The 25031-nt window shown below is 65.6% G+C and carries 19 protein-coding genes; 8 read left to right on the top strand and 11 right to left on the bottom strand.

Going from position 1 to position 25031, the window contains the following annotated elements; all coding sequences use genetic code 11:
• Positions 1-4: 4 nt before the first annotated feature.
• Both ABB25_RS06935 and ABB25_RS14290 read left to right on the top strand, forming a co-directional pair.
• Positions 5-2128 (top strand): AIPR family protein, encoded by a 2124-nt coding sequence (locus tag ABB25_RS06935; protein ID WP_057665304.1) that lies wholly within the window; start codon positions 5-7, stop codon positions 2126-2128.
• A gap of 197 nt (positions 2129-2325) precedes the next feature.
• Complete coding sequence (locus ABB25_RS14290; protein WP_083488163.1) at positions 2326-3891, top strand: DNA cytosine methyltransferase; 1566 nt, start codon at positions 2326-2328, stop codon at positions 3889-3891.
• On the opposite strand, the gene ABB25_RS06955 is transcribed toward ABB25_RS14290, so the two are convergent.
• The gene (locus tag ABB25_RS06955; protein WP_057665311.1) at positions 3822-4337 is read right to left on the bottom strand and encodes a very short patch repair endonuclease; all 516 of its coding nucleotides are present in this window, start codon (positions 4335-4337) and stop codon (positions 3822-3824) included. The two genes, ABB25_RS14290 and ABB25_RS06955, sit on opposite strands and share 70 nt — an antisense overlap.
• A gap of 258 nt (positions 4338-4595) precedes the next feature.
• Here ABB25_RS06955 and ABB25_RS14850 point away from each other — a divergent pair, with 258 nt between their 5' ends.
• Both ABB25_RS14850 and ABB25_RS06965 read left to right on the top strand, forming a co-directional pair.
• On the top strand, positions 4596-6560 hold the full coding sequence (locus ABB25_RS14850; RefSeq protein WP_211259296.1) for an N-acetylmuramoyl-L-alanine amidase: 1965 nt from the start codon (positions 4596-4598) through the stop codon (positions 6558-6560).
• A gap of 180 nt (positions 6561-6740) precedes the next feature.
• A complete protein-coding gene (locus tag ABB25_RS06965; RefSeq protein ID WP_057665316.1) occupies positions 6741-7340 on the top strand; it encodes a nitroreductase family protein in 600 nt (199 codons plus the stop codon).
• A gap of 638 nt (positions 7341-7978) precedes the next feature.
• Here ABB25_RS06965 and ABB25_RS06970 read toward each other — a convergent pair.
• The 5 genes from ABB25_RS06970 to glyQ all read right to left on the bottom strand — a co-directional run bounded on the left by ABB25_RS06970 (position 7979) and on the right by glyQ (position 17219).
• Positions 7979-8437, bottom strand: a complete 459-nt coding sequence (locus ABB25_RS06970; RefSeq protein ID WP_057665318.1) for a hypothetical protein — start codon at positions 8435-8437, stop codon at positions 7979-7981.
• Between the two features lie 3 nt (positions 8438-8440).
• Positions 8441-12271 carry a translocation/assembly module TamB domain-containing protein gene (locus ABB25_RS06975; protein ID WP_057665371.1) on the bottom strand — a complete coding sequence of 1277 codons (3831 nt, stop codon included), beginning with the start codon at positions 12269-12271 and terminating at the stop codon, positions 8441-8443.
• Between the two features lie 23 nt (positions 12272-12294).
• Positions 12295-14082, bottom strand: coding sequence for an autotransporter assembly complex protein TamA (locus tag ABB25_RS06980; RefSeq protein WP_057665320.1), 1788 nt, complete (start codon positions 14080-14082; stop codon positions 12295-12297).
• 153 nt (positions 14083-14235) lie between these two features.
• Complete coding sequence (gene glyS, locus ABB25_RS06985; protein ID WP_057665323.1) at positions 14236-16311, bottom strand: glycine--tRNA ligase subunit beta; 2076 nt, start codon at positions 16309-16311, stop codon at positions 14236-14238.
• Complete coding sequence (gene glyQ, locus ABB25_RS06990) at positions 16308-17219, bottom strand: glycine--tRNA ligase subunit alpha (RefSeq protein ID WP_057665325.1); 912 nt, start codon at positions 17217-17219, stop codon at positions 16308-16310. The genes glyS and glyQ overlap by 4 nt, the downstream gene beginning before the upstream one ends.
• Before the next feature lie 319 nt (positions 17220-17538).
• On the opposite strand from glyQ, the gene ABB25_RS06995 reads away from it, so the two are divergent.
• Entirely contained in the window at positions 17539-18258 is a 720-nt protein-coding gene (locus tag ABB25_RS06995) for a glutamine amidotransferase (protein ID WP_057665327.1), read from the top strand.
• 79 nt (positions 18259-18337) lie between these two features.
• Complete coding sequence (locus tag ABB25_RS07000; protein ID WP_057665329.1) at positions 18338-19261, top strand: BPSS1780 family membrane protein; 924 nt, start codon at positions 18338-18340, stop codon at positions 19259-19261.
• 596 nt (positions 19262-19857) lie between these two features.
• Here ABB25_RS07000 and tatC read toward each other — a convergent pair.
• The 4 genes from tatC to ABB25_RS07020 form a co-directional block, all read right to left on the bottom strand.
• Positions 19858-20598 carry a twin-arginine translocase subunit TatC gene (gene tatC, locus ABB25_RS07005; RefSeq protein ID WP_057665374.1) on the bottom strand — a complete coding sequence of 247 codons (741 nt, stop codon included), beginning with the start codon at positions 20596-20598 and terminating at the stop codon, positions 19858-19860.
• A complete protein-coding gene (tatB, locus tag ABB25_RS07010; protein ID WP_057665331.1) occupies positions 20591-21046 on the bottom strand; it encodes a Sec-independent protein translocase protein TatB in 456 nt (151 codons plus the stop codon). The genes tatC and tatB overlap by 8 nt, the downstream gene beginning before the upstream one ends.
• A 14-nt stretch (positions 21047-21060) precedes the next feature.
• Positions 21061-21288, bottom strand: coding sequence for a Sec-independent protein translocase subunit TatA (gene tatA / locus ABB25_RS07015; protein WP_057665333.1), 228 nt, complete (start codon positions 21286-21288; stop codon positions 21061-21063).
• 84 nt (positions 21289-21372) lie between these two features.
• Positions 21373-22248 carry a lipid-binding SYLF domain-containing protein gene (locus tag ABB25_RS07020; RefSeq protein ID WP_057665335.1) on the bottom strand — a complete coding sequence of 292 codons (876 nt, stop codon included), beginning with the start codon at positions 22246-22248 and terminating at the stop codon, positions 21373-21375.
• A gap of 153 nt (positions 22249-22401) precedes the next feature.
• Here ABB25_RS07020 and hemH point away from each other — a divergent pair, with 153 nt between their 5' ends.
• Positions 22402-23364: a ferrochelatase gene (hemH, locus tag ABB25_RS07025; RefSeq protein ID WP_057665337.1), complete on the top strand. Its 963-nt coding sequence runs from the start codon at positions 22402-22404 to the stop codon at positions 23362-23364.
• Positions 23365-23370: 6 nt separating this feature from the next.
• Here hemH and ABB25_RS07030 read toward each other — a convergent pair whose 3' ends face one another.
• Positions 23371-23928 carry a biotin transporter BioY gene (locus ABB25_RS07030; RefSeq protein WP_057665339.1) on the bottom strand — a complete coding sequence of 186 codons (558 nt, stop codon included), beginning with the start codon at positions 23926-23928 and terminating at the stop codon, positions 23371-23373.
• A gap of 137 nt (positions 23929-24065) precedes the next feature.
• Between ABB25_RS07030 and ABB25_RS07035 the strand changes: the two genes are divergently transcribed.
• Positions 24066-24944 (top strand): alpha/beta fold hydrolase, encoded by an 879-nt coding sequence (locus tag ABB25_RS07035; RefSeq protein WP_057665341.1) that lies wholly within the window; start codon positions 24066-24068, stop codon positions 24942-24944.
• Positions 24945-25031 lie beyond the last annotated feature (87 nt).

A 25031-nucleotide genomic window follows, 5' to 3' on the forward strand; every position in this document is an offset into this window, starting at 1 on the left:
TGATATGGAAGATTCAGAGTTCTTGAATGAACTTCGCCAGATGGTAATGCGGCGCGGAGAAACCTCCAATCTTGTCGACACAATCGCCTTTGTCTCAGAGGTCGCTGAGCGTTTGGAAGAAGACCCCGTTTTCGGCGAATTCATCTTGGCCGAAGATTCAAGACAGGGCGCCAAGAATAAGCAGATAAAGCTCCATGGATTTACAGATATCGATGAGTCCGATGGAACACTTTCCATGGTTATCGGGCGCTGGATAGATGACGATGAACCAGCAATCCTGACGACTGCTGATGTGGATCAATTGCGCGGATGGCTAGAGAACTTTGCTGCAGAGGCTCTGGATGGCGGATTGGATGAGAAAATCACGGAGTCAAGTCCAGCCTACCAACTAGCAAGCACCCTGCGAAGGAAGCGCGCGTCCATTTCCTGTATTCGTCTCCATATTTTTTCAAACCAGTCTCTCAGTCGTGCCTACAAGCGCGAATCCAGATCTGAAGTTTGCGGTACTCAAACGGAAATCCACATTTGGGATCTCCAGCGCATCAAAGCCCTCTATGAGTCCTCCCGAGAGCGGGAGATGCTGCAGATAGATCTGGACGAATTCGGATCAACTGGCATCGCGTGCATCGAGGCATCAAGAGGCGAAGGACTTCAATCCTTCCTGTGCGTTATCGAGGGGAACCTCTTGGCTGATCTTTTTGATCGTTACGGGAGCCGCCTCTTGGAAGGCAACGTTCGATCATTCCTTGGCATGAAGGGCGGGGTAAACAAGGGCATTCGGAAAACCATCCAAGATGCACCACACTTGTTCTTTGCTTACAACAATGGCATTGCAGCTACTGCGGCATCAGTGACACTTGATTCGATTGGATCGACTGCCAGGATAATGAAAATCTCTGACCTGCAGATCGTCAACGGTGGCCAGACCACAGCGAGCATCCTACGCGCCAAGAAGCAGGATCGGCTCAATCTCGCGGGTGTGAGCGTGCCCATGAAGCTTACGGTAGTTGCGAGCAACGACGCGCATGATCTCATCCCGAAGATAGCCGAATTTGCAAACACACAAAACAAGGTGGCAATTGCGGACTTCTTTGCCAACCATCCCTTCCACCGCAAGATGGAGGAAATTTCAAGACGTCTCATGGTTCCGGCGCGCACTGGCATCCGCGTGCAAAGCAAGTGGTTCTATGAGCGATCTCGCGGGCAATTCCAGAACGAGCGACTTTATCTTTCGAAAGCAAAGAAAGATTCCTTTGACCTGCAGTATCCGTCCGCCCAAGTGATCAACAAGACAGATCTGGCCAAGTACGACAGCGTACTGCATGAAAAGCCATATTGGGTGAGCCTTGGTGCCCAGAAAAATTTCATGAAATTCGCAACAAAATTCTCATCGAAAGGTGACCAGACGGAAGCACAACGATGGGAGGAATTGAGCCCTGACTTTGGCGATACCTACTATCAGAATATCGCTGCAATGGCCATACTATGGAAGGCTGGCGAGACTACGGTGTCCGCTGCAAAGGGGCAATGGTACGAGGGAGACTACCGTCCTCAGATTGTTGCCTATGCATGGTCATTTATATTCCATGCACTTCGCAAAGCGGGTCGTGAACCTGACTTGAAAAAGGTCTGGGAACAGCAGGAAGCAGATCAAGGCTTTTTGCAGGTTTTCAAAAGAGCGGCGGTTCTCGCGCAACGTACCCTTCTTGAACTGCCAGAGGGATCATCCAACGTCGGTGAGTGGGCGAAAAAGGAGTTGTGCTGGGGCAAGCTTTCAGCCATTCCATTTCGATTGGATACAACAGCCATCGAGTGGTCAATTGAAAAGAACGAGCACAAATCGAAAGCACGGGATGCACGACAGCAAGGAATTCAGGACGACGGAATATCTTTGCAACAGCAGATCCTGATGAAGGCAGAGAACGGATACTGGCAAGCACTTCTGGAATGGCGCAGTATTGAAATCCATGTTTTTGGGCCGGACTTGGATTTGCTTCGCCGTGCATCCTCACCCGGAACCGCAGTCCGCTTGGCTACTGGCCGGGACTGGAAGCGACTCCGTGAAATCAGTGATCGATGTGAGGCTGAAGGTTTCCGGCACCACGAAAATGTAGTTGGACAACCCTAGTTTGACCACCATTTCCACTTCTGAAATGTTGCATGCAGTACTGCGCGGATGAGTACGGCGGCGCTACAAGACACATTGAATCAATGCCTCAGGAAAAGCATAGCGGCTGTAGGCCATCGTCTGGACAGCATTTCTCATTGACTTTGTCGGCCCGTGATCCCATCCTGGCACGTCCCACAAGGTGCAATCCCAGTTCCATGCCTATCAAAGTAGTCGATATCTTCGCCGGCGCCGGCGGCCTCGGCGAAGGTTTTTCCACGTTCACGAATGAACAAGGCGAAAAGCTCTTCAAGGTTGTGCTTTCTGCCGAGATGGATGGGCATGCCGCCAAGACCCTGCGCACTCGAGCGTTCTTCCATCAGTTCCCCTTGGGCAAGGCTCCTGACAGCTACTACGCCTATGTTCGTGGCGAAGTTCTGCAGCCGTGGACGGAAGACACCCGTGAGAAATGGGAAGCCGCCTGCTCCGAAGCGCATCAGTTGACACTTGGTGAGGGTGAGCACGACGATCGACTGGATCAACTGCTGAGCGAGAAGATCGGCACCAACTCCACTGCACCGTGGGTGCTGGTCGGTGGCCCGCCGTGCCAAGCCTTCTCACTCGCTGGCAGGTCACGCAATGTCGGCATCAAGGACTACGACCCGGCCAAGGATCATCGTCACTTCCTGTATCGCCACTACCTGCACATCGTCTCGAAGTACCAGCCGGCCGTTTTCATCCTCGAGAACGTCAAGGGCATGCTGTCTTCGCGAGTAGATGGGGAACGGATGTTCCCCCGAATCATCGCTGACCTGACACAACCTGGCGGTCCTGATGGCCCGAAGTATCGGGTTGTCCCTGTGGTCAGACATTCCGGCTTTGAACCGGAAGAACGTGACTTTCTTCTTCGTGCCGAAGAATTGGGGCTTCCCCAAGCACGGCATCGTGTTGTCCTGATGGGTATCAAGGAAGGTGTCTCCCTTCCCGAAGATGCGCTTCTTCAGCCGGGCAAGGCCAAGCAAGTAATCGTCGCGCATGCCTTGCACGGACTTCCTGAACTTCGCAGTAAATTGACCGAAGATGATGGGAAGAACTGGGCTGAGACAGCCTCAACCATACTGCGCAACACTGCCCAAAAAGTGGCGGCGGCAGAACCCGAGGTTGCAAAGTTACTAATGGCTCGAGCCAATGCCCTCAAGTCAAAACTTGCGAAAGACCCAGGAACTGGCGGTCAGTTTGTAAGTGCCCGGGCAGAGAAATGGCATTCCGGGAAACACCTCCCTCACGATCTTCGTGCATGGCTTGTCGATGAGCGCCTGAAAGGAGGTTGGCTTAATCACTTCAGCCGCGGACATATGACCTCTGATCTTGAGCGCTATGCCTACGCCGCTGCTTTTGCCGAAGTACATAAGCGTGCACCTCGCGGACCTGGTGAATTCCCCTCGCTTGGCCCTGCCCACAAAAACTGGGCAGAAGGTACCAAGTTCGTTGATCGGTTCAATGTGCAGTGTGCGGATGCCCCTAGTTCCACGATCACCAGTCATCTTGCGAAGGATGGTCACTATTTCATCCATCCTGATTTCAGGCAGTTCCGTAGCTTGAGCGTGCGTGAAGCTGCCCGCCTGCAGACCTTCCCGGACAACTTCTTCTTCGAAGGTCCAGCAGGTGCACAGCGCAAGCAGGTTGGCAATGCTGTGCCGCCTTACTTGGCGCGTCAGATTGCCTCGGTCGTCTTCGCTGCCATCAACGGCAGTGCATCTGGCAAGGCTTCTTCGGAAATCTGAGCGAAGCCCTCATTGCCTTCAACAAACGCCACCACCTGTTCCAGGCTGGTGGCGTTTTTGCTCCTCAAGGCACACTCCCACACGACCAGCACCCGCCAGCCCGCCGCCAACAGCTGCTCAACCTGCTTCGCATCACGCGCCGCATTCGCCGCCAGCTTCTCCTGCCAGAACTCAGTGCGTGTGACAGGAATACGAAAGTAGCGACATCCCTGATGTGCATGCCAGAAGCAGCCATGCACAAAGATCACGGTCTTCCACTTCGGCAGCACAATGTCGGGCCTGCCGGGAAGCTCCTTGGCATTGAGGCGATAACGGAAGCCGCGTGCATGCAGTGCCTTGCGTACCTGCAATTCCGGCTGGGTATTACTGCCGCGTATGCCACGCATCATGCGTGAGCGCTGCTCCTGCGGTGTCTCCTGCACTGTGGGTTTGCTGGTTCGCTTCATGGCTGGAAGGTTGGACGAACTGTGACTGCCAACCAGATTGCCATGTCCACCTTGCCCGGCTCACGGTATCGGTAAATGCCTGGCTTTGCCCTGCGGCAACGCCGCATCCGCACTGCCGCTCGTCGGCAAGCAGGCACGGGTAATGAACGGGGTCGCGTGGCCTTGGCGCAGTGGGTCACACATCCAGTGTTTGCCTCCAATATCCAGCCAGCGTTCAGGTACATATGGCCGGGCAACCACACACCTGGGGAATGTCCGATGTCGCATCGTCTTACCTTGTTGTCTGTCGCCCTGACCAGCCTGTTGGCCGCTCCGGCCATGGCCCAGTCCGTCCACCTGCCGGTCGAGCCGATCCTGCTCGATGGCAGCACCTCGCTGGAGGAAGCCCAGCTGGAGGCCACCCTGCGTGCCGAAGAGCAGCGCCTGGCACCCCAGCGCGCGGCCTTTGTGCGCATGTTTGCCCAGGCCTACAAGCGCTATCCGTCGATCCCGGCTGGCACCCTGGAAGCACTGGCCTATGTGCAGAGCCGCTGGCTGCACATGCAGCCCGCGCATGACCACCAGGAAGAGGCCCACCACCGGATGCCGGCGGCCTGGGGCGTGATGGGCCTGTACCACGGGCAGGGCTTTGCCGACCAGGTCAGCGAGGGCGCCCGCCTGCTCGGGGTCAGTGCCGAACAGGTGCGCAACGATCCGCTGACCAACATCCTGGCCGCCGCCGCCCTGCTCGATGCGCAGATCCGCCGCGACCACCCGCTGGCCGGCAACCCGCGCGCACTGAAAGGCCAGGCCCTGACCCCGGAGGCGATCCGTCCGGCGCTGGCGCGCTATGCCGGTTACTCGGCCTCGCCGCTGGCCGGTGGCGAGGTGGACAGCTTTGCCCGCAACAGTTTTGCCTTCGATGTGCTGCTGGCGCAGGACCGCGGCGTGGATGACCGCGGGATCAAGGTGCCCGAGCGCGCGATTGCCTGGGAGCAGGCCTTCGATGCGCGCCAGCTGGTGGTGATGCGGGCGCCGATGGTGCGCCTGGACGTGGCTGCCGACCGCATCGAGATCGATGGCTTTGCGGTGGACCCGGTGACCGAGACCCTGACCTGGCAGGGCAGCGCCAGCCCGGCTACCGATGCCGGCATTGCCTCCACCGATTACGGCCCGGCGATCTGGAACCCGGCCCACTCGACCAACTACACCGCCTCGCGCAGCGCCGCGGTCAGTGCCGTCACCGTGCACACCACCCAGGGCTCCTACGCCGGCTCGATCAGCTGGTTCCAGAACTCGACCTCCAACGTCAGCGCGCACTATGTGATCCGCTCCTCCGATGGCCAGGTCACGCAGATGGTGCGCGATGCCCACACCGCCTGGCATGTCCGCAACCAGAACAGCTACACCCTGGGGATCGAGCACGAGGGCTGGGTCAACAACAGCTCCTGGTACACCGATGCGATGTACACCGCCTCGGCCGCACTGGTGCGCAACTTCTGCGCCAAGTTCAGCGCGATCAGCTGCGCCAGCGCCTACAAGGGTGCGCCCAGCAGTGGCCTGGTCGAGCTGGCCAGCTCGGTCAAGATCAAAGGCCACCAGCATTTCCCCGGGCAGAACCACACCGACCCGGGCATCAACTGGAACTGGTCCAAGTACTACAACCTGATCAACCCGGGCAGCGGCGGCGGCACCACCCCGCCATCGGGCAGCACCACCTACCTGGACCGCTTCGAAAGCACGGTGGGCCGTTTCAACACCAGCCCGACCTACTCCGGCTCCACCACCGGCATTGCCACCACCTCCAGCGCCACCCGTGACTGCACCACGCGCAAGAACGGCAGCTGCTCGCTGCGCGTGCTGCTCAAGGACAACACCGCCACCACTGCCAACTGGGCCGTGCGCCTGCTCTCCGGCGGCGGCAGCCCGGCCAGCAATGCCAGCCTGACCCGCGCCAACGGCAAGATCGGTTTCTGGGCGTATACCGGTGCCACCGGCATGAGCCTGCGGGTGGGCATCGATGACAGCGACGGTACCGAACGCTCGGTTGCCCGCGCGTTGCCGGCCAATACCTGGACCTATGTGAGCTGGACCCTGGCCGATGCCGCGCAGTGGGATGCCTGGAGCGGCGGCAATGGTGCGATCACCGCCGCCACGGTGACCCTGGATGCGGTCTGGCTGGAGCGGGCCAACACCGCCTATGACGTGAACGTCTACATCGACGACGTGCAGATCGTCTACTGAGCCCGGCTTGTCGCAGACCCGCCCGGGATCGCTCCCGGGCGGTTTTTTTGTGAAATTCAGTCTACAAAAATATAACCAATCAATCAGAAACCAACGGATTGTTCTATTTTTGGCGTTCCCAGCGGGTGTCTGCCGGCGTAACCTCCGCTCCAGATTTCCAATCCAGCCCAGAGGCCTACGATGAGCAACACCTACCTTGATGCGATCACCCGCCGCCGCACGCAGTACGCGCTGGGCCGCAATGTCACCCAGAGCAAGGACGAAGTCACCGCGCTGATCCAGGAAGCGATCCGCCAGGCGCCGTCCTCGTTCAACTCGCAGTCCTCGCGCGCGGTGATCCTGCATGGCGAGCAGAGCGTGGCCTTCTGGGACATCGTCAAGGACGAACTGCGCAAGATCGTCCCGGCCGATGCGTTTGCCGCCACCGAAGGCAAGATCAACAGCTTCGCCGCCGGTACCGGCACCGTGCTGTTCTACGAAGACCAGGACGTGGTCAAGGGCCTGCAGGAGCAGTTCCCGCTGTATGCCGACAACTTCCCGGTGTGGTCGGAGCAGGGCAGCGGCATCGCCCAGTACGCGGTGTGGGTGGCGCTGAGCGAGGCCGGCATCGGTGCCAGCCTGCAGCACTACAACCCGCTGCCGGATGCCGCCGTGGCCGCCAAGTGGGGCGTGCCGGCCAGCTGGAAGCTGCGCGCACAGATGCCGTTCGGCTCCAACGAAGCCGGCTTCGGCGAGAAGGGCTTCATCGACAACGCCACCCGCTTCATCGTCGCCGGCTGATTGCTGCCGCGACTGCATCACGCTTCACAGCCCCGCCCTTGGTGGGGCTTTTTTGTGGACGTTATTGCAACGTGGTCGCGACGTCTGCCGCGGGCATCGACACTGCGGCACGGAAGCGTCGCGACTGGGGCGCCTGCAAAAGCCGGCGCATGGCGACCGAAACGGTTGCTGCAACGACGAAAGGCATCGCGCGCAAGCGCGCTTACCACAGCAGCAAGCGCATCGCGGCGGGATCAGCGCCTGCAAAAGCGATAAGCATCGCGGCGAGCGCCGCTCCTACAGACAAAAGCGAAAGGCATGCCGCCTGTGTGGCAGTCAACTGTCTTGATCAATCGGCGAGGTTGATCGCCGATGTGGCAGTCAACTGTCTTGATAGGCAGGTCGTGACCTTGATTGTGTGGGAGCGGCCTTGGCCGCGATGCTTTTACCGTTGCCACAGACCTCAGCGGGCAACCGTCGCGGGCAAGCCCGCTCACACAACCGCCGGCCTGCATGGCTTTTGCAGCAGCGCTCTGGGTCGCGACAACCGCCACACCTGTGGCAGCGGACCCGGCCGCGACAAGCCCATCATCGGCCTGCCTGCACGCGCATCGCGCCATGCGGCGTTCCTGCGACGGCACAGATCAGGCGGGGCTGGATCAATTTCCGTCAGGCCGCGGCGGAAGATCCGAGCACCGCTGCCAGGCACGGGTATACCGCTGCCCGGTTTGCTCATGCCAGACCAGAACGCCGTCAGCCAGTGACAGCCACAGTGGAAAGCTGCCGTCCTGCTCCAGGTCCGGCAAGGTGTCGATGCCCACTGACACCTCCAGCTGCCATTGCGTCGGGGAAACCTGGACGCTGCGTACGACCTGATGGATGTCGCCTTCACCATAGTCGGCCCAGTTGTGCAGCACGCGGTCATCAATCCACAGCGCACCGATCAGCACGCTGCCTTCGTGCTCCCAGGGATCACGGGCTTGCAGCAGACGCTGGCACTGGAGCTGCTCCGGGTCCTGCTGGAACCACACCCCGCGCAGCTCGGCCGGTGGCGGCTGCCACTGGGTATCGGCAGCGGCAACGGCAGCGAGCAACAACCAGCTGCCGATCATGCCCATGGCCTATTTCTCCGTGCGCCAGTTCACCGAGCCGCGGTTTTCCACCGTGCTCGATTCCACTTCGATGTCAAAGCCCTTGCGCAGCAGGTACTTCAGGGTCAGCACCTGGCCGGCGCCGATCATCGAAACGCCGTAGCCGACATACAGTTTGGGCGTGATGTACTTGCCCACCCCGAGCACTGCCCCGCCCAGCGCACGCGACTGGCTGACGCCGGCATCGTCAAAGCCGAGCCGGGCGCCGATCTGGCTGGCCAGAAAACCACTGCCGGCCGACAGCGCGGCCGAGGCGGCACTGACCTGGTCGACCTGGTCGGAAGAAGCCATCGACAGGCTGCGCCCGAGCACCAGGTAGGACAGTGCCTCGGACTGCGACATCGCCGGCTCGGACCAGATATCGACCTTGGGCTGCATCGCCCGGCCGCTGACCTGGATGCCGGCGGTGACCTCACCGATCTCGCGCCGGGCACGGATGGCGATGCGCGGGTCGGAGACCACGCCGTGGTTCCACAGCAGGCGGCCATCGGTGATGGTCAGGTCCTGGCCATAGGCCTTGTACCGGCCACCGACCTCGAGCTGGCCATTGGCAGTCATCTCGCGGCCCGGGCGGGCCACCACCTGCAGGTCGCCGGCCAGCGTGCCCTTCAGGCCGAAACCGCTCATCGTGACCTTGTCGCCCAGGCGGATGGCCAGCTCCATGGCCAGTGGCGAGGACGGCCCGGCAGTCGGGTCCACCGGGTCAAGCACGACCACGTCATCGGAGGTGGAGGTACCGCGGTCCAGCCGCTCCAGGTCGATGCTGGCCTCGGGCACCTGCACGCTGCCGGTCAGTTTCATCGCCTGCTGGTCCAGGGTGAACTGCAGGTCCGGGTTGGCGATGATGCGCAGTTCCGGGGTGTTGGCCAGCAGCACCTGGTTGCCGGTGATGCGCAGCTGCAACGGCTGCTCCTGGCCAAACAGCGACAGCCCGCCATCCACCTGCAGCGCACCGGCACCGCCGGTTTTGACATTGGCGCGGATCCGCGCCGAACCATCAGGCTGGGCCACCAGCTCTCCGCTGCCCTCGCTCAGGTTCAGGCCCAGCGCCGGGAACTCACCGGCAAAGTTGCTCAACCGTGCCTCACCGCCGATCTGCGGCTGGGCGCGTACCCCGCGCAGGCTGACATGGCCTTCGAGCAACCCGGTCGGGCGCACCAGGTCCGGCGAGAACAGCTCCAGCCAGTACAACCGCGACATGTTCAGGTAGATGTCGCCGACCAGTGGCGCATTGTCCGACCAGCCGGTGGCCACCCGCGCATCGACAAAGCCATCGCCGGCAAAGCCAATGCCGACATAGCCGTTGATCGCGCCGGGGGAAAGGTCGATCCGGGCATTGAAGTTGTCATAGCGCACCAGCTCGCCACGCGCGTTGTCGCCCAGGCGCACGCCGCCCTCGGGCGAGAGCAGCGTGAACTGGCCCACCAGCGCCTTGCCCTGCGGGCGCAGCCGGCCATCCAGGGTCAGCTCGCCGCGCAGGTGGGTGCGCCGGCCTTCATTGAGTGGCAACCACGGCTGGACCAGCGACAGCGGCAGCGCATCGCCACTGAACTGGACCCCGTTGTTGGGCCAGTCCGCGCTGGCACACAGGGCGCCACCGGTGGCCGCGCCCAGGCACAGGTCGCCGACCCGGATACGGCTGCCGTCGACGCGGAAGGCGACCGGTGCACGCAGGGCCCAGGCCGCGCCCTTGGCCGGGTCGAGCTGCAGGGCCTGCAGGCCGCCGGCCCAGCCGGTGCTGGTCTGGCCGACATTCCCCTGCAACGCCAGTTGGCCCAGTTCATTGCCGGCCGTGCCGGCGAGCGCCAGCTGCTGCAGATTGCCGCTGGCGGTGAGCTGCACGTTGTCCAGCGCCATGCCGGCCTGCAGCTGGCTGGCCTGCAGGGCGAGCTGCCCCTGCCGCCCGCGCCACGGCAGTTCACCGACGAGGCTGACGCTGTCGGCCTGGTAATCGCCCCAGCGCAGGCCGGAGCCGCGCAGGTCGGCGGTGATGTCCGGGCTGTCGCTACGCCCACGCAAGGCCAGCGAGCCGGCCAGGCTGCCGCTGCTGCCCGGCAGCAGGTCATCCAGCTGCAGCGGCTGCAGTTGCGCCTGCACATCCAGCTGGCTGCCGACCTTGCCCTGGGCACTGACCTGGCTGTTGCCCAGGGCAAGCTCCAGCTTGCCTTCGGCCTGTTCGCCCAGCAGCTGCACGCTGGCACTGGCCTGCAGCGGCCGGCCACGCAGCTGGCCCTGCAGGCGCGGGATGTCCACGCTGGCCTGCAGCGGGCCGGCCTGCGCGGCCGGGTCGGCCGGATCGGCAGGCGCCTGCCGGGCACCGCTGGAAAGCACCTGGCCGGATAGACGGCCATCCCAGCCGGGCAGGAAGTAGCCCGGGTCAAAACCATCCAGGCTGGCACGGGCCTCCCAGGCCAGTGCCGGCTCCCAGCCCAGCCTGCCCTCGACGCTGGCCTTGCCACCGGGGGTGGTGGCGACCAGTTCATGGATGAAGGCTGCGCGTTGGTTGCCGCGGATATCCAGCTTCAACGCGGCCTGCTGCTGTTCGCGTGCAATATCGGCCAGCCCATTGACCGCCCAGGCCTGCGCGGTGCCAGCCACGCCAAGCAGGGCCTGGCGCAGGAACACCGGCACCGGCGCGGCATCGCCCTCGGCTTCCGGGGTCCAGCTCAGGCCCTCCAGCGCCAGTGACAACCGGAACGCCGGGTTGGCGCTGTCGCTGAAATCGGCCGTGCCACGCGCACCGATGGTGCCGCCAAAGGCCTGCACCACCAGCGGCGCCACCGTCAGCACCTGGTTTTCGATGGCGATGTTGGACGGCACCAGCACGATGTCCTGTTCGCCCTGCTGCACCCGGCCGCGGACGCGGGCCTGGCCCCCCTGGCCGCGGGCGGCCAGCTGCAGCGACAGCGGCGCGGTTTCGGCCGCGCCGGGAATCCAGTGGCCCAGCTCCAGCCCCTCGCCACGGGCAAAGGCCCGCCAGCGCGGCTGCTGCCGCCCTTCCAGGATCAGCATTGCGTGCACCGGCTGCGGCGCGTGCCCGGCCAGGGCCACCTCCATCCGGTCCAGGTCACCACGCACGGCCAGCCCGAGCCGGGCCTGGCCCCCGGCCGGCATCGGCAGCAGCGCGCGCGCGACCAGCTCGGTGGCGTAGTCATTGCGCGGGGTGTAATGCCCGTCCAGCAGCAGGTCGCCCTGGTCGGTATTGGCCTTCAAGGCCGTGGCCCGCAGCTCGCCATCGGCCAGGGTCAGCCCGCCGCGCAGCTTGTGCAGCACCAGCAGCGGCTCGCCCAGCCGGGTGATGGCCAGGTTGTCCACTGCGATGGTGTCGGCCTGGATCGACAGCGGCAGCTCCAGGCTGGGCAGCACATCGGGCCAGCGCGGCAACTGGAACGGCTCGTCACTGGGCGGGCCCAGCTCCAGCGTGGCATCGCGCAGCTGCAGTGCATCCAGCCGCAGCTTGCGCCCGAGCAGCGGGCGGATGTCCGGGTCCAGGTAGGCCTTGGCCGCGCGCAGCTGCACACCGTCGTAGCGGAACTCCAGGTCATGCAGGGTCAACGGCCCGGCCACCGGGCCTTCCACCGCCGACCAGCTCAGGCTGGCCCCGGCCGGCAGCCGTGCCTGCAGCTGCGCCAGCAGCACATCGCGCCCGGCCAGGGTCTGCAGCAGCCAGTAGCCGGCGATCAGCACCACCAGCAGCAGGGAGGCCACACCGATGCCGGTGCCGATGGCCGCCTTGCGCAGGCGGGCGCGCCGCCGCGCCTTCAGCTCGGCCAGGCGCTCGGCGCGCTCGGCTGCGCTCATTTCCGTGATCGGCTTGGCCGGGCTCACAGGTCCGCTCCGATGTTCAGGTACAGCTGGAACGAGGAATCGGGCGTATCCAGGCCATGGGCCACATCCACCCGCACCGGCCCGACCGGGGATTTCCAGCGCAGGCCCAGGCCGATGCCGGTCTTCAGCGCGATGGTGTTGTCAAACGCACTGCCGGTATCGACAAACGCGGCCACGCCCCACGGGCTGCCGGCAAAGTAGTGCTCGTACTCGGCACTGGCCACCAGCACGTTCTTGGCACCGAGCGCATAGCGGTCCGGTGCCGGCGTGCGCGGGCCGACCTCGCGGAAGGCATAGCCGCGGATGGAGCGGTCACCGCCGGCGAAATAACGCAGGCTCGGCGGGATCGCCAGCACGTCGCTGGTCCAGGTCGAGCCGGCCTCGACCCGGGCGATCAGGCGGTTGTTGTTGCCCACCGGCAGGTAGGCGCGGGCAACCGCATGGGCCTGCAGGAAGCTGGTATCCGAACCGGCACCGCCGATGCCGGCGCGCACGCTGGCCGAGCCGCTGTAACCGCGGCGCGGGAACAGGCGGTCATCAACCGCGACATAGTCGGCCGTGAGCTGCGGGTAGAACAGGTTGGCGCTTTCGTACTGCGCCCCGTCGTAACCGGCACCGGAGCTGTAGCGCCAGCGCTCATGCAGCGCATTGAGCGAGGCCACCACGGTGAGGTTTTCCGAGACTTCGCCGCTGCGGCTGGCGATGAGCTTGTAGTTGCGCAGGTCGATGTAGTCGGTCTGCTCGTCATAGGCCGAGGCGGTGACCGCATACCAGCCATCGAGCCAGCGGAAGGCCGGCACGCGGTAGCTGGTCAGGAAGCTCTTGCGTTTCTGCGCATAGTCCAGCTGCGTGTTGAGCTTGTGGCCGCGGCGGTTGACGTAGCGCCGCTCGATCCCGCCCCGCACACCGGCGCCACTTTCCGAGCCGTAGCTGACACCGGCGGTGTAGATCGTGCGCTTGGCCAGGGTCAGGGTGACATCCACCGGCACCTCGCCGCTGTCCCAGCCCTGTTCCGGCCGCGGCTGGATGTCGATCACGCTGAAGTAGTCCAGCTTGGTCAGCGATTCACGCAGCCGGTCCAGCTTGCCTTCGTGCCAGTAACTGCCCTGCTCCCAGTACACCAGCGGTGCGAACAGGTCATCACGGAAATAGTCCTGGTGGAAACGCACTTCGCCGATGTTGTAGCGCAGGCCCGAATCCCAGCTCAGGTCGATGTCGGCGGCGTTTTCGGCGCGCGTCACCGAGACCTGGCGCTGCAGGAAATCGGCGTCGAAATACCCGCGCTCGGTCAGCCGGCGGGTGATGGTGACCTTGCTCGCCTCGTAGGTGCTGTGGTCAAACGGCTGCCCGCGGCGCGGCGCGAAGGCCTGCAGGTCACGCTGCAGGTACAGGTCATCGCTGCCCGGGCCCTCGATGGCGATGTTCTCGCGGCGCACGCGCACCGGCTCGCCCTTGTCGACCTGGATCTGCACCTGCACGCGGTCATCGCTGCGCTGCGGCTGGACCTGGATCACCGGGTTGTAATAGCCGAACGGTTCCAGTGCCTGGCGGGTCTGTCGCTCGGCCTGGCCCAGCAGGTATTCCAGCCGGGATTCGCCCTGTTCCTTGCCGATCACCTGGTACAGCGACAGCGACACCTCGATGTTTTCGATGATCTCGGCATCGTCATCCTTGTCCAGTCCCTGGATGTTGACTTTTTCAATCGTGCCCCGCGCCCACGCGGGCAAGGACAGGCCACTGAGCACGAGCGCGGAGAGGAGAACGACAAATCGATAAGGCTGCATCGGTCCAGCATAACCGGGGCGACAGGGCAGACAAAATGCCGGAGTTGCGGGCCAGACAAGGTGAAGACTGCGTCACGAAAACGACCGCGGCCCGGATACACCAAGGCCCGCCGAAGCGGGCCCTGATGCAGCGGGAAAACGCCGGCAGCGGGATCAGCTGGACAGGTGCTCGATCGCCGCGACCGCACCCAGGCGGCCACCCAGCTGCTTGAGCAGGGCCAGGCGGTTGGCACGCAGCGCCGGGTCCTCGGCATTGACCATGACGCCGTCGAAGAACGCATCGACCTGCGGCCGCAGCCCGGCCAGGCGGGTCAGCACGGCCACGTAGTCCTTGGACTCCAGTGCCGGGGTGGTCTGCGCAATGGCCGCGGCAACCGCCTCGGCCAGCGCGCTTTCGGCCGGCTCGGCGAGCAGGGCGGCATCGACGCTGTCCGGGATCACCACGTCCTCGGCCTTGCGCAGGATGTTGCCGATGCGCTTGTTGGCTGCCGCCAGCGCGGCGGCCTCGGGCAGCGCGGCAAAGATGCCGATGGCATCGATGCGACGGTCAAAGTCATACAGCGAAGCCGGCTTGCGCTCGGCCACCGCATTGAACTGGGTGGCCGGCACGCCGCGGTCGGCGTAGTAGCCCTTCAGGCGGTCGGTGATGAAGTCGGCCAGCTCGGCCACATCGGCCTGCACGCCCTTGTCGGCCAGGCCGGCATTGGCCGCGGCCAGCAGCGCGCCCAGGTCCAGGTCAAACCCGGATTCGATCAACGTACGCGCCAGGCCCAGCGCATTGCGGCGCAGCGCGAACGGGTCCTTGTTGCCGGTCGGCTTCAGCCCGGCGGCAAAGCCACCGGCCAGGGTGTCGGCGCGTTCGGCAATGGCCAGCACCTTGCCCAGCGCGGAGGCGGCGATGTCATCGGCGGCGAAGCGCGGCTGGTACGCCTCATCAATGGCCAGCGCGACATCCGCATCCTCGCCAGCGGCCACGGCGTAGTGACGCCCGGCAATGCCCTGCAGCTCGGGGAACTCACCGACCATGTAGGACTGCAGGTCATTCTTGGCCAGCTGCGCGGCACGCTGCGCCTTGGCGGCATCGACACCGACCTGCGGTGCGATCACCGCCGCCAGTGCGGCGACGCGGGCGACCTTGTCGGCCACGGTGCCCAGCTTGGCCTGGTAGGTCACGCTGGACAGGCCGGCGCCCATCGCTTCCAGGCCCTGCTTGAGGTCTTCGTCGAAGAAGAACTTGGCATCGGCAAAACGCGGACGGATCACCCGCTCGTAGCCCTTGGCCACCTCGGCCACGTCCCTGGATTCGATGTTGGCGATGCCGATGAACTGCTCGGTCAGACGGCCTTCGCCGTCCAGCACCGGGAAGAACTTCTGGTTGATCTCCATGGTCTCGATCAACGCTTCCTGCGGCACGGCCAGGAATTCGCGCTCGAAGCGGCACAGCACCGGAGCCGGCCATTCGCACAGGTGCACCACCTGGCCCAGGTTGTCTTCGGTGATGCGCGCCACGCCACCGGCAGCGGCGGCGGTGTCGTTGACCTGGGCGACGATGCGCTCACGGCGCAGGTCCACATCGACCAGCACCTTGGCACCGGCCAGCGCCTCGACGTACTCGGCCGCGTCGCTGATCCAGACCTGCTTGTCGTGCATGAAGCGGTGGCCGCGGCTGAAGCGGTCACTGCTCAGGCCCAGCAGCTGCACCGGCACGATGTCCTTGCCGTGCAGCACCACCAGCCAGTGCACCGGGCGGGCAAAGGCATGGGTGTGGGCGCCCCAGCGCATCGGCTTGGGGATCGGCATGGCGGCAATCGCCTCGGCGATCACCTCCGGCAGCAGGTCGGCCGTGGCAGCACCGGGCTTGGTGCTGCGGGCGACAAAACGCTCGCCCTTGGCGTCGGTGGTGCGCTCCAGTGCGGTCCACTCCACACCGGCCTTGGCGGCAAAGCCGGCCAGCGCCTTGGTCGGGTTGCCGTCGGCATCCAGACCGATGTTCAGGTACGGGCCGAGCACTTCGGAGTGCTGTTCCGGCTGCTGGGCACCCACGCCCGGCAGCAGGACGGCCAGGCGGCGCGGGGTGGACAGCGGCTTGGCAGCGCCACGCTCGACGGCGACACCGCGCTTTTCCAGACCACCGACGATGCCGTCGAAGAAGGCCTGCGACAGGCCCGGCAGCGCCTTGACCGGCAGCTCTTCCACGCCCAGTTCGATCAGAAGCGGCTTCATGCTCATGCCTGCACCTCCTTGGCTGCAACGGCTTCGATGCGCTTGGCCTCGTACAGCTTGGCCACGGCCATCGCCAGGGTGCGCACGCGCAGGATGTAACGCTGACGCTCGGTCACCGAGATCGCCCGGCGGGCGTCGAGCAGGTTGAACGAATGCGATGCCTTGGTGACCTGCTCGTAGGCCGGCAGCGGCAGCCCGGCTTCGATCAGCTTCTGGGCTTCCTTCTCGCAGGCGTCGAAGCGGTGGAACATTTCCTCCACGTCGGCGTACTCGAAGTTGTAGGTGCTCTGCTCCACCTCGTTCTGGTGGTAGACATCGCCATAGCTGACCGGGCTGCCGTCCGGGCCATAGGTCCAGATCAGGTCATAGACGTTGTCACAGTTCTGCAGGTACATGCACAGGCGTTCCAGACCGTAGGTGATCTCGCCCAGCACCGGCTTGCACTCCAGGCCACCGGCCTGCTGGAAGTAGGTGAACTGGGTCACCTCCATGCCGTTGAGCCAGACTTCCCAGCCCAGGCCCCAGGCACCCAGGGTCGGCGATTCCCAGTTGTCCTCGACAAAGCGCAGGTCGTGCACCAGCGGGTCGATGCCCAGCGCCTTGAGCGAATCCAGGTACAGCTGCTGGATGTTGTCCGGGCTCGGCTTCATCGCCACCTGGTACTGGTAGTAGCGCTGCAGGCGGTTGGGGTTCTCGCCGTAGCGGCCGTCGGTCGGGCGGCGCGATGGCTGCACGTAGGCGGCGTTCCAGCTTTCCGGGCCGATCGAGCGCAGGAAGGTGGCCGGGTGGAAGGTCCCCGCGCCCACTTCCAGGTCCAGCGGCTGGATCAGCACGCAGCCCTGTTGTGCCCAGAATTCATTGAGGGTCTGGATCAGGCCCTGAAAGGTGATCGGTACGCGGGAAGTGACGGACATCGGCCGGCTTGTCTGTTCTTGGGGATTGCGCAGTATAGCGCCGCCCCGCGCCGGAGCCTTTGCCGCGCAGGCCATGGCTGCGGCAGCTGGCAGCGCGGGCGGCGGCTGATCACCAAACCGCATCAGGCCATGCGCTGGCGCTATCAGGCACGGCCCGGTCGACCGCCGCCAGGCCTTGGCCAGCAAGGCTTTGCGCAGCGGCCGGCGGTCGCGCGCAATCGCCGCCAGCCCAGGCCGCCCGCGTCTGGGCGCAGAGCGGCCTTGCGTGCCCGGTGCCAAGCCGGCACAACGTGGGGGTCACTTGCCGATTGCCCGCCCCATGTCCGCCCCGCTGTTGATCATCCAGACCGGTAAACCGCTGCCCTCGCTCAACCGCTACGGCAGCCTTGCCCATTGGATCCGCGTCGCGGCCGGGGTGCCGGCACGCCAGACCCGGGTGGTCGATGTCAGTGCCGGCCAGCCGCTGCCGCGGCTGGAAAACCTCGCCGGGGTGGTGGTCAGCGGCTCGGCGGCGTATGTCACCGACCGCGCGCCCTGGAGCGAGGCCACCGCCACCTGGTTGGCCGAGGCGGTCGCCGCCCGGCTGCCGGTGCTGGGCATCTGCTACGGCCACCAGCTGCTGGCGCATGCACTCGGTGGCGAGGTCGGGTTCAATCCGGCCGGCCGCGAATCGGGCACGATCGCACTGCAGCTGCGCGCCGAAGCCGCCGACGACCCGCTGTTTGCCGGCCTGCCCGCCACCCTGCCGGCCCACGCCACCCACCTGCAGACCGTACTGACCCCGCCACCGGGAGCCACCGTGCTGGCAGCCTCGGCGCGCGACAACTGCCAGGCCTTCCGCGTCGGCCCGCAGGCCTGGGGGGTCCAGTTCCATCCCGAGTTCGCCACCCACCACATGCGCGGCTACCTGCGCGAACGCGCGCAATGCATTGCCCGCCACGGCGGTGATGCGCGTCAGCTGGTCCGCCAGGTGCATGCCGCCCCACAGGCACGCCACCTGCTGCGCCGTTTCATCCGCCAAACCCGGCTGGCTGCCTGAGCGCCGCCAACGCCGGCGCGGAAAACAGCGATAATCCACCCTCGTCGGCCCCGCCGACCGCAAGTTGATCAAAGGGCGTATGACTGATATCCGCAAGGTGCCGGCCGCTGCCGGCGCACGCTGGCTGATGGCCGGCTTTACCGTCTGGCGCAGCGCGCCGCTGCGGCTGGGACAGCTGGGCATGCTGTTCGGGCTGGTGGTGATGCTGGGCGTCACCCTGTCGGCATTGAACCCGGCACTGGGCATTGTGCTGCAGCTGCTGATCCTGTTTGCCGTGCCGGTGATGATGGGCGGGCTGATCTGGGCGGTGCGCGAGGCCGAACACGGCCGCCTGCCACGCCCCGGCCACCTGCTCGAAGGCACCCGCAACGGGCGCATGCCGCACCTGATGCTGGCCGTGCTGCCGTATTTCCTCGCCGGTATCGTGCTGGGCCTGCTGCAGCTGCTGCTGGTCGGCCAGGAAGGCGTGCAACGCTGGCTGGACGTACAGCAGGAACTGCAGCAGCTCAGCCAGAGCGGCCAGCAGGTCAGCCAGGAGCGCCTGTACGAGCTGGCGGCGACCCTGCCGGTCTACCGCACCCTGCTGTGGATGGCGATCAGCGTGCTGACCACGCTGGCGGTGGCGCTGATGCTGGCGCTGATGCTGCCGCAGGTGATGTTCGAGCAGCGCAATGGCTGGCAGGCGCTGGCTGCCAGCCTGCGCGCCGGGCTGGCCAACCTGCCGGCGATGGTGGTGCTGTATGCCAGCGTACTGGTCAGCCTGGTGGCGCTGAACATCGCCGCCTTCGTGGTGCTGCTGGTGGTCTCGCTGATCCTCGGCCCGGCGCTGGCCCTGGTACTGATCCTGATGCTGTACACCGGCACCCTGCTGCCGGTGCTGGCCGGCGCGGTGTATGCCGCGTGGAAGGACCTGTTCAGCCTGCCGCCACTGCCGGGCAGCCACCCCGGCAACGGCACCCCGTCGGCAGCCAGCGAATCCCGCCCGGACGTGTTCGAGGCCTGAGCCTGCCACGGCCTTCCGGCACCAACAAAAACCCCGGCATGGCCGGGGTTTTTCATCACCAGCGCGGCGGAAGCACCGCCCCGTTAGCCCAAGACGCGGACAGCCCTGCCGGCAATGGCCCGGCATCGTTTTGCTGCTGATCGCGCCAGGATTGCCCCTGCAACAACCCGGCGTGTGCACCGGGCCGATTTCGTGGGCGCCACCAACGCATCGCGGCCAAGGCCGCTCCCACAAAAGCTAACGGCATCGCGGCAAGGGGGCTGCAACCCCAGGGGCGCAGGCTGTTGGAGTCTTTCAGCGGCAGCGACAACTGCAACAGCGCTGCAACCCCAGGCGCGCGGGCGGTTGTGGGAGTGCGCTTGCGCACGATGGGCTTCCCAGCCAAGGCAAACATTGCGAGCAAACCCGCTGCTTACAAGCAGGCAGCGACCTGCAGGCAACGTTTTTGTTGCAGCGGTGCTCGCGGCGGGCATCGCCATCGTGTTTTGTGTGGGAGTCAAGCTCGGAAGCGAGGCGTTGCAGCAGCGGCGCGGATGATCGCGGTTCGCGCGCAAGCGCGTTACCTGCCCGTACGGTCAAAGCCCGCAGCGGCAGGCTCAGCCGGCGGCGTCGCGGGCCAGCGGCCGCGGCAGCAGCCAGCGCGAGGCATGGATGCCCAGCTCGTACAGCAGGCACATCGGGATGGCCAGCATCAGCTGCGAGATCACATCCGGCGGGGTAACGATGGCGGCGATGACGAAAATGCCGACCACCGCGTAACCACGTGCTTCCTTGAGCTGGGCCGGACTGACCCAGCCCAGCAGCACCAGGATCACCATCGCCACCGGCAGCTCGAAGCTCAGGCCGAAGGCCAGGAACAGGGCGAGCACGAAATCCAGATAGGCGCCGGCATCGGGGGTCACCGCAATGACATCGGCACCGAAACTGGTCAGGAAATGGAACACCGCCGGCAGCACCAGCAAGAACGCGAACGCACAGCCGGCATAGAACAGCGCCACCGCCGAGGCCAGCAAGGGCAAGGCGAGGCGTTTTTCGCGCGCATACAGCGCCGGAGCCACGAAGGCCCAGGTCTGGTACAGCAGCCACGGCATGCTGATGAACAGCGCGCAGAACATCGCCAGTTTCAGCGGCGCGAAGAAGGCCCCGGCCGGGTTGGTGGCAATGATGCTCTGCCCAGCCGGCAACAGGCTGGTCAACGGCTGTGCCAGCCAACCGTACAGCTTCGCCGCAAACGGCAGCAGGCACAGCAGCACGACGAAAAAGCCGGCCAGCGCGCGCAGCAGGCGGCCACGCAGCTCGATCAGGTGTTCAATCAACGGCGCATCGGTATCAGCCACCACGCTGCTCCTCGCCCTGCGGCGTTGTTGCACCGGGCAATGGCCCTTCCAGCGACACGCTGCGCCCGGCCACCGCTACCGGCTCTGCCTCCGCCACGGCGTCGGCATCAACGTCGGCAGCCAGCGTCACCGGCTCTGCGGTCGAAGACGGCAAGGCGTCCGTGCTGGCGGCCACGGCGGCCGCCGGCGCAGCAGCGAGCGCCTGCTCGACACTGCCCAGCTGGCCGGCAATCTCGCGGGCCTGGGCGCGCGCGCTGTCGATACTGCGCTTGAGGTCTTCGGCAGCCATCTCGCGCTCGAACTCGGTCTTCACCGAATCCCACTGGCTGCGCGCACGGCGCACCCACAGCCCGGTGAAACGCGCCGCCTTCGGCAGCCGTTCGGGCCCGAGTACCAGCAGCGCGACCACCGCGATCAGCAGGATTTCGGAAAAGCCGACATCAAACACGGCAGGACAACCGCTCAGTCACGCGGCTGGGAGGCATCGGCCTTGGCGGCCTTGTCCTTGTCGCCGGTGGCGGCCTCGTTGCCCAGCTGCGCGGTGGGCTTGTCGTCCTCGCGCATGCCCTTCTTGAATTCCTTGACCGCCGAGCCGAGGTCCTTGGCACCACTGGTCAGGCGCTTGGTGCCGAATACCAGCAGCACCACCGCCAGCACGATCAGCCAATGCCAGATACTGAAACTGCCCATGATCAATCCACGCTCAAAGAAGTACAGCGCCGAGGATAACCCAGCGCTGTTGCCGCAGTCGTCATGACCAGAGACCTGGATCTTTCAATCCAGGGTTTCGGTGCGGATCTCGCCTTCACTGACCGGCTGGAAGCCCTGCTGCGCCGGCGGCTGGGCGCTGCTGTTCAGTGGTGCGGTCTGGGCGCCGGCCGGCTCGGCAGCCGGGGCGTTGACCACGACCGCGGCACTGCGCGCGGCCGGTGCGCTGGCGGTGGGGGTGCCATTGCGGTTGCCACGGGCTGAATAGGTTGCCTCTTCCAGGCGATCACGGAAACCGACCACGTCCTGCGACGGCGATTCGTTGATCCGGCCTTCGATGATCATCCGCGGCGTGGTGCCGGGGCCGTAGGCATCCAGGTTGGCGGCATCGTCGATCTGCAGCACCGCGCCATCGAGCGCGACCCCGGCAAACAGGCCGCGGGCACGCGACCACGACCAGATCTCGGCCTTGAGCTGGCCATCGGTAGCGGCGGCGGCACTGCGCCCGACCGGGCCGGCAGCGACACCGGCATCGGCGCCGAGGGTGAACTTGCCGTTGACGATGTTGTCCAGCGAGCGGTCGTTGCGGAACACCAGGATCACATCGGAGGACTGCACCCCGGCCTGGAAGCCGATGCTGCCACCGGTGAGCTTGATGAACACCGGGTTGGACCAGCTGCCATCGGCATTCTTGACCGACATCAGGCCATGGCCACGACGGCCACCGATCACCAGTCCAGCCTTGATCGTGTCCGGAATCACCACCACCGCGCGGGCCTCGTCAAGCAGTTTGTCCGGAATGGCCTGCTCGGGAATGTTCTGGATTTCGGCCAGGACACGGATGGCATTGCGCGAACGCTGGTCTTCCTGCGGGCCGGCAAACGCCGGAGCAGTGGCCGCCAGCGCAGCGGACAGCAGGATCAAGCGGGGCAGGCTACGCATGGAGATCTCCCAAGGACTGGTCAGCAAGATAAAGCAAGATGCCGCAATTGGGACGCAATGGATGAATCGCGTCCAACCCGGTTTGGCCCCGGCTATCGCTGCGATGGCGCCTGCCGCGTCGATTGAAGCTGCCGGCGGTGTCAGAATGCGCCCATGCATACTCAAGCCGATACCGCCGTCATCCTCGTCAACCTGGGCACGCCGGAGGCGCCGACCGCGCCGGCCGTACGCCGTTACCTGGCGCAGTTCCTGAGCGACCAGCGGGTGGTATCGATCCCACCGCTGCTGTGGCAACCGCTGCTGCGCGGGATCATCCTGCCGCTGCGTTCGCGCAAGTCGGCCGAGAAATACGCCCAGGTCTGGCTGCCTGAAGGCTCGCCGCTGGCGGTGTATACCGCCGGGCTGGCCCGGGCGCTGGCCACGCAGCTGCCGCAGATGCGCGTGCTGCATGCCATGCGCTATGGCCAGCCGGCGCTGGCCACGGTGATGGACCAGGCGGTGGCCGACGGCGCCCGGCGCCTGATCGTACTGCCGCTGTACCCGCAGTACTCCACCACCACCACCGCCTCGGTGATCGATGTGGTGCAGCAGTGGCGGTTGCGCCACCAGGCCACCGAGGTGGTCACGGTCAACGATTACCCGGTGCAGCGCGAATGGGTGGAGGCGGTAGCCGACTCCATCCGCAGCTACTGGCAGGCGCACGGCCAGCCGGAAAAGCTGGTGTTTTCCTTCCACGGCATCCCGCAGCGGGTGGCCAACAACGGCGACCCCTACCCGCAGCAGTGCCAGGCCAGCGCGCAGGCCATTGCCGATGCGCTCGGGCTGGCGCCGGAACAATGGGCGATGGGCTTCCAGTCGCGCTTTGGCAAGGAGAAGTGGCTGCAGCCCTACGCCGAGCCGATGCTGTGGGAAATGGCCGAGGCCGGGGTCAAGCGCATCGACGTGGCCTGCCCCGGGTTTGCCACCGACTGCCTGGAAACCCTGGAGGAAGTGGCGATGGGCTTTACCGAAACCCTGGCCGAGCGCGGGGCGAGCATGCGCTACATCCCGTGCCTGAATGATTCACCGGCGCACGCCCGTGCGCTGGCGGCGGTGGTCAACGCCCACGCCGGCTGAAGCGGCTCAGCACTGGCCGCGGCGCAGGCCCGGCCAGCGGCGGTGCACGGCACTGGCCAGCACCGCCATCAGCGCGTTCTTGAGCACATCCCCGGGCCAGTAGCGCAGGTCGATCGACAGCGCCTGCAGTGGGGTGATCTCCAGCGCGCGGACCAGCCCGGCGATCCCCAGCGGATGCAGCACCAGCACGCTGCCGGCCAGGCCACAGGCAAACAGCCACAGCGGACGCGGCGTGCTGCCGGCCGGCATCACCCGCCAGACCAGGCCACCGCCGAGCAGCGCCAGCAACGGAAACGCCAGCAGGTAACCGGCACTGGCACCGTTCAGCACCGCCACGCCGGCCGCTCCGCCGGAAAACACCGGTGCCCCGGCCAGCCCCAGGCCCAGGTACAGCAGCACCGCCACGGCACCGCGCCAGGGTCCGAGCACGGCGCCGGCCAGGATCACCGCAAACGACTGCAGGGTGACCGGCACCGGCCCCAGCGGCAACGCCGGCAGCCGCGCGCACAGCACGATCAGGCCCACACCCAGCAGCAACGGCAGCAAACGCACAACCCGGTTCATCGGCAACTCGACAGCAAACGGGCGCCCACACTGCCGGGCAAACCCGTCGCAGGCAAGCCAGGCCGCTGGCGGGCATTGCCGCGCCCGTCCCCGCCACCTACTGTCTGCCCCTTCCACCGTCATTGCCCTGCCTGCCGATGCCTGCCACCGCCCCTGTCACCGAATTCGAACTGGCGCTGCCGGCAGCACGCCTGACCGGCCGGCGCTGGGGCCGTCCGGGAGCCACTCCGGTGCTGGCCGTGCATGGCTGGCTGGACAACGCCGCCAGTTTCGACCGCCTGGCGCCGCTGCTGGTGGCCGGCCTGGACTGGGACCTGCTGGCAATCGACCTGCCCGGCCACGGCCACAGCAGCTGGCTGGCCAATGGCTACAGCCAGGCCCAGCACGCGGCTGCCCTGCTCGGCCTGCTCGATGCGCTGGACTGGCAGCGGGTCACCCTGCTCGGGCACTCACTGGGTGCCAGCATCGCCACCCTGCTCGCGGCCAGCCTGCCCGAGCGGGTGCAGCAGCTGGTCTGCATCGATGCCCTCGGCCCGCTGAGCGCGCCGCCAGCACAGACCGCCAGCCGGCTGCGCGACTACCTGCTGGCGGTCCAGCCCGGCCAGCGCCGCCCGCCACGGCCACTGCCCAGCCCGGCGCATGCAGTGCGTGCGCGGGTGCAGGCCAATGGCTTGAGCCCCGCCAATGCCCGGGCGCTGGTCGAGCGGGGCCTGCGCCAGGACGGTGACCACTGGGTCTGGCGCACCGATCCGGCACTGACCCTGCCCAGTGCCGTCTACATGGACGAGGCCCAGGTACAGGCGCTGCTGGCGGCGGTCCGCTGCCCGAGCCTGCTGCTGCAGGCCGATCCACCCGGTCGTTTCATCGCGCCGGAACTGCAGCAGCAGCGCCAGGCCTGCCTGCCGGGCCTGCAGACCGTGCGCCTGGGCGGCGGGCATCATCTGCACATGGAAAACGCCCACGCGGCGGCTTCAGCGATCCTGGCCTTTGTCAACAAAGCTGAATCGAAAGCTTGAGCTGAGTCACACCAGGATTCACTTTTCCCGCGCACGGCCGTTACCCGCAGCAGATCCCCACGACCTGCTGACCAAAGGGCCGGCTCG

The sequence above is a fragment of the Stenotrophomonas koreensis genome, from assembly GCF_001431525.1.
GTDB classification, from domain to species: Bacteria; Pseudomonadota; Gammaproteobacteria; order Xanthomonadales; family Xanthomonadaceae; genus Stenotrophomonas; species Stenotrophomonas koreensis.

Excerpts from the sequence above, each read along its gene's own strand:
- ABB25_RS06980 (WP_057665320.1), bottom strand. The coding sequence starts at position 14,082 with ATGCAGCCTTATCGATTTGTCGTTCTCCTCTCCGCGCTCGTGCTCAGT.
- hemH (WP_057665337.1), top strand. The coding sequence starts at position 22,402 with ATGCATACTCAAGCCGATACCGCCGTCATCCTCGTCAACCTGGGCACG.
- ABB25_RS14850 (WP_211259296.1), top strand. The coding sequence starts at position 4,596 with ATGTCGCATCGTCTTACCTTGTTGTCTGTCGCCCTGACCAGCCTGTTG.
- ABB25_RS07030 (WP_057665339.1), bottom strand. The coding sequence starts at position 23,928 with ATGAACCGGGTTGTGCGTTTGCTGCCGTTGCTGCTGGGTGTGGGCCTG.
- ABB25_RS06995 (WP_057665327.1), top strand. The coding sequence starts at position 17,539 with ATGTCCGCCCCGCTGTTGATCATCCAGACCGGTAAACCGCTGCCCTCG.
- glyQ (WP_057665325.1), bottom strand. The coding sequence starts at position 17,219 with ATGTCCGTCACTTCCCGCGTACCGATCACCTTTCAGGGCCTGATCCAG.
- ABB25_RS06970 (WP_057665318.1), bottom strand. The coding sequence starts at position 8,437 with ATGGGCATGATCGGCAGCTGGTTGTTGCTCGCTGCCGTTGCCGCTGCC.
- ABB25_RS14290 (WP_083488163.1), top strand. The coding sequence starts at position 2,326 with ATGCCTATCAAAGTAGTCGATATCTTCGCCGGCGCCGGCGGCCTCGGC.
- ABB25_RS07020 (WP_057665335.1), bottom strand. The coding sequence starts at position 22,248 with ATGCGTAGCCTGCCCCGCTTGATCCTGCTGTCCGCTGCGCTGGCGGCC.
- ABB25_RS07035 (WP_057665341.1), top strand. The coding sequence starts at position 24,066 with ATGCCTGCCACCGCCCCTGTCACCGAATTCGAACTGGCGCTGCCGGCA.
- glyS (WP_057665323.1), bottom strand. The coding sequence starts at position 16,311 with ATGAGCATGAAGCCGCTTCTGATCGAACTGGGCGTGGAAGAGCTGCCG.
- ABB25_RS07000 (WP_057665329.1), top strand. The coding sequence starts at position 18,338 with ATGACTGATATCCGCAAGGTGCCGGCCGCTGCCGGCGCACGCTGGCTG.
- ABB25_RS06965 (WP_057665316.1), top strand. The coding sequence starts at position 6,741 with ATGAGCAACACCTACCTTGATGCGATCACCCGCCGCCGCACGCAGTAC.
- ABB25_RS06975 (WP_057665371.1), bottom strand. The coding sequence starts at position 12,271 with ATGAGCGCAGCCGAGCGCGCCGAGCGCCTGGCCGAGCTGAAGGCGCGG.
- tatA (WP_057665333.1), bottom strand. The coding sequence starts at position 21,288 with ATGGGCAGTTTCAGTATCTGGCATTGGCTGATCGTGCTGGCGGTGGTG.
- ABB25_RS06935 (WP_057665304.1), top strand. The coding sequence starts at position 5 with ATGGAAGATTCAGAGTTCTTGAATGAACTTCGCCAGATGGTAATGCGG.
- ABB25_RS06955 (WP_057665311.1), bottom strand. The coding sequence starts at position 4,337 with ATGAAGCGAACCAGCAAACCCACAGTGCAGGAGACACCGCAGGAGCAG.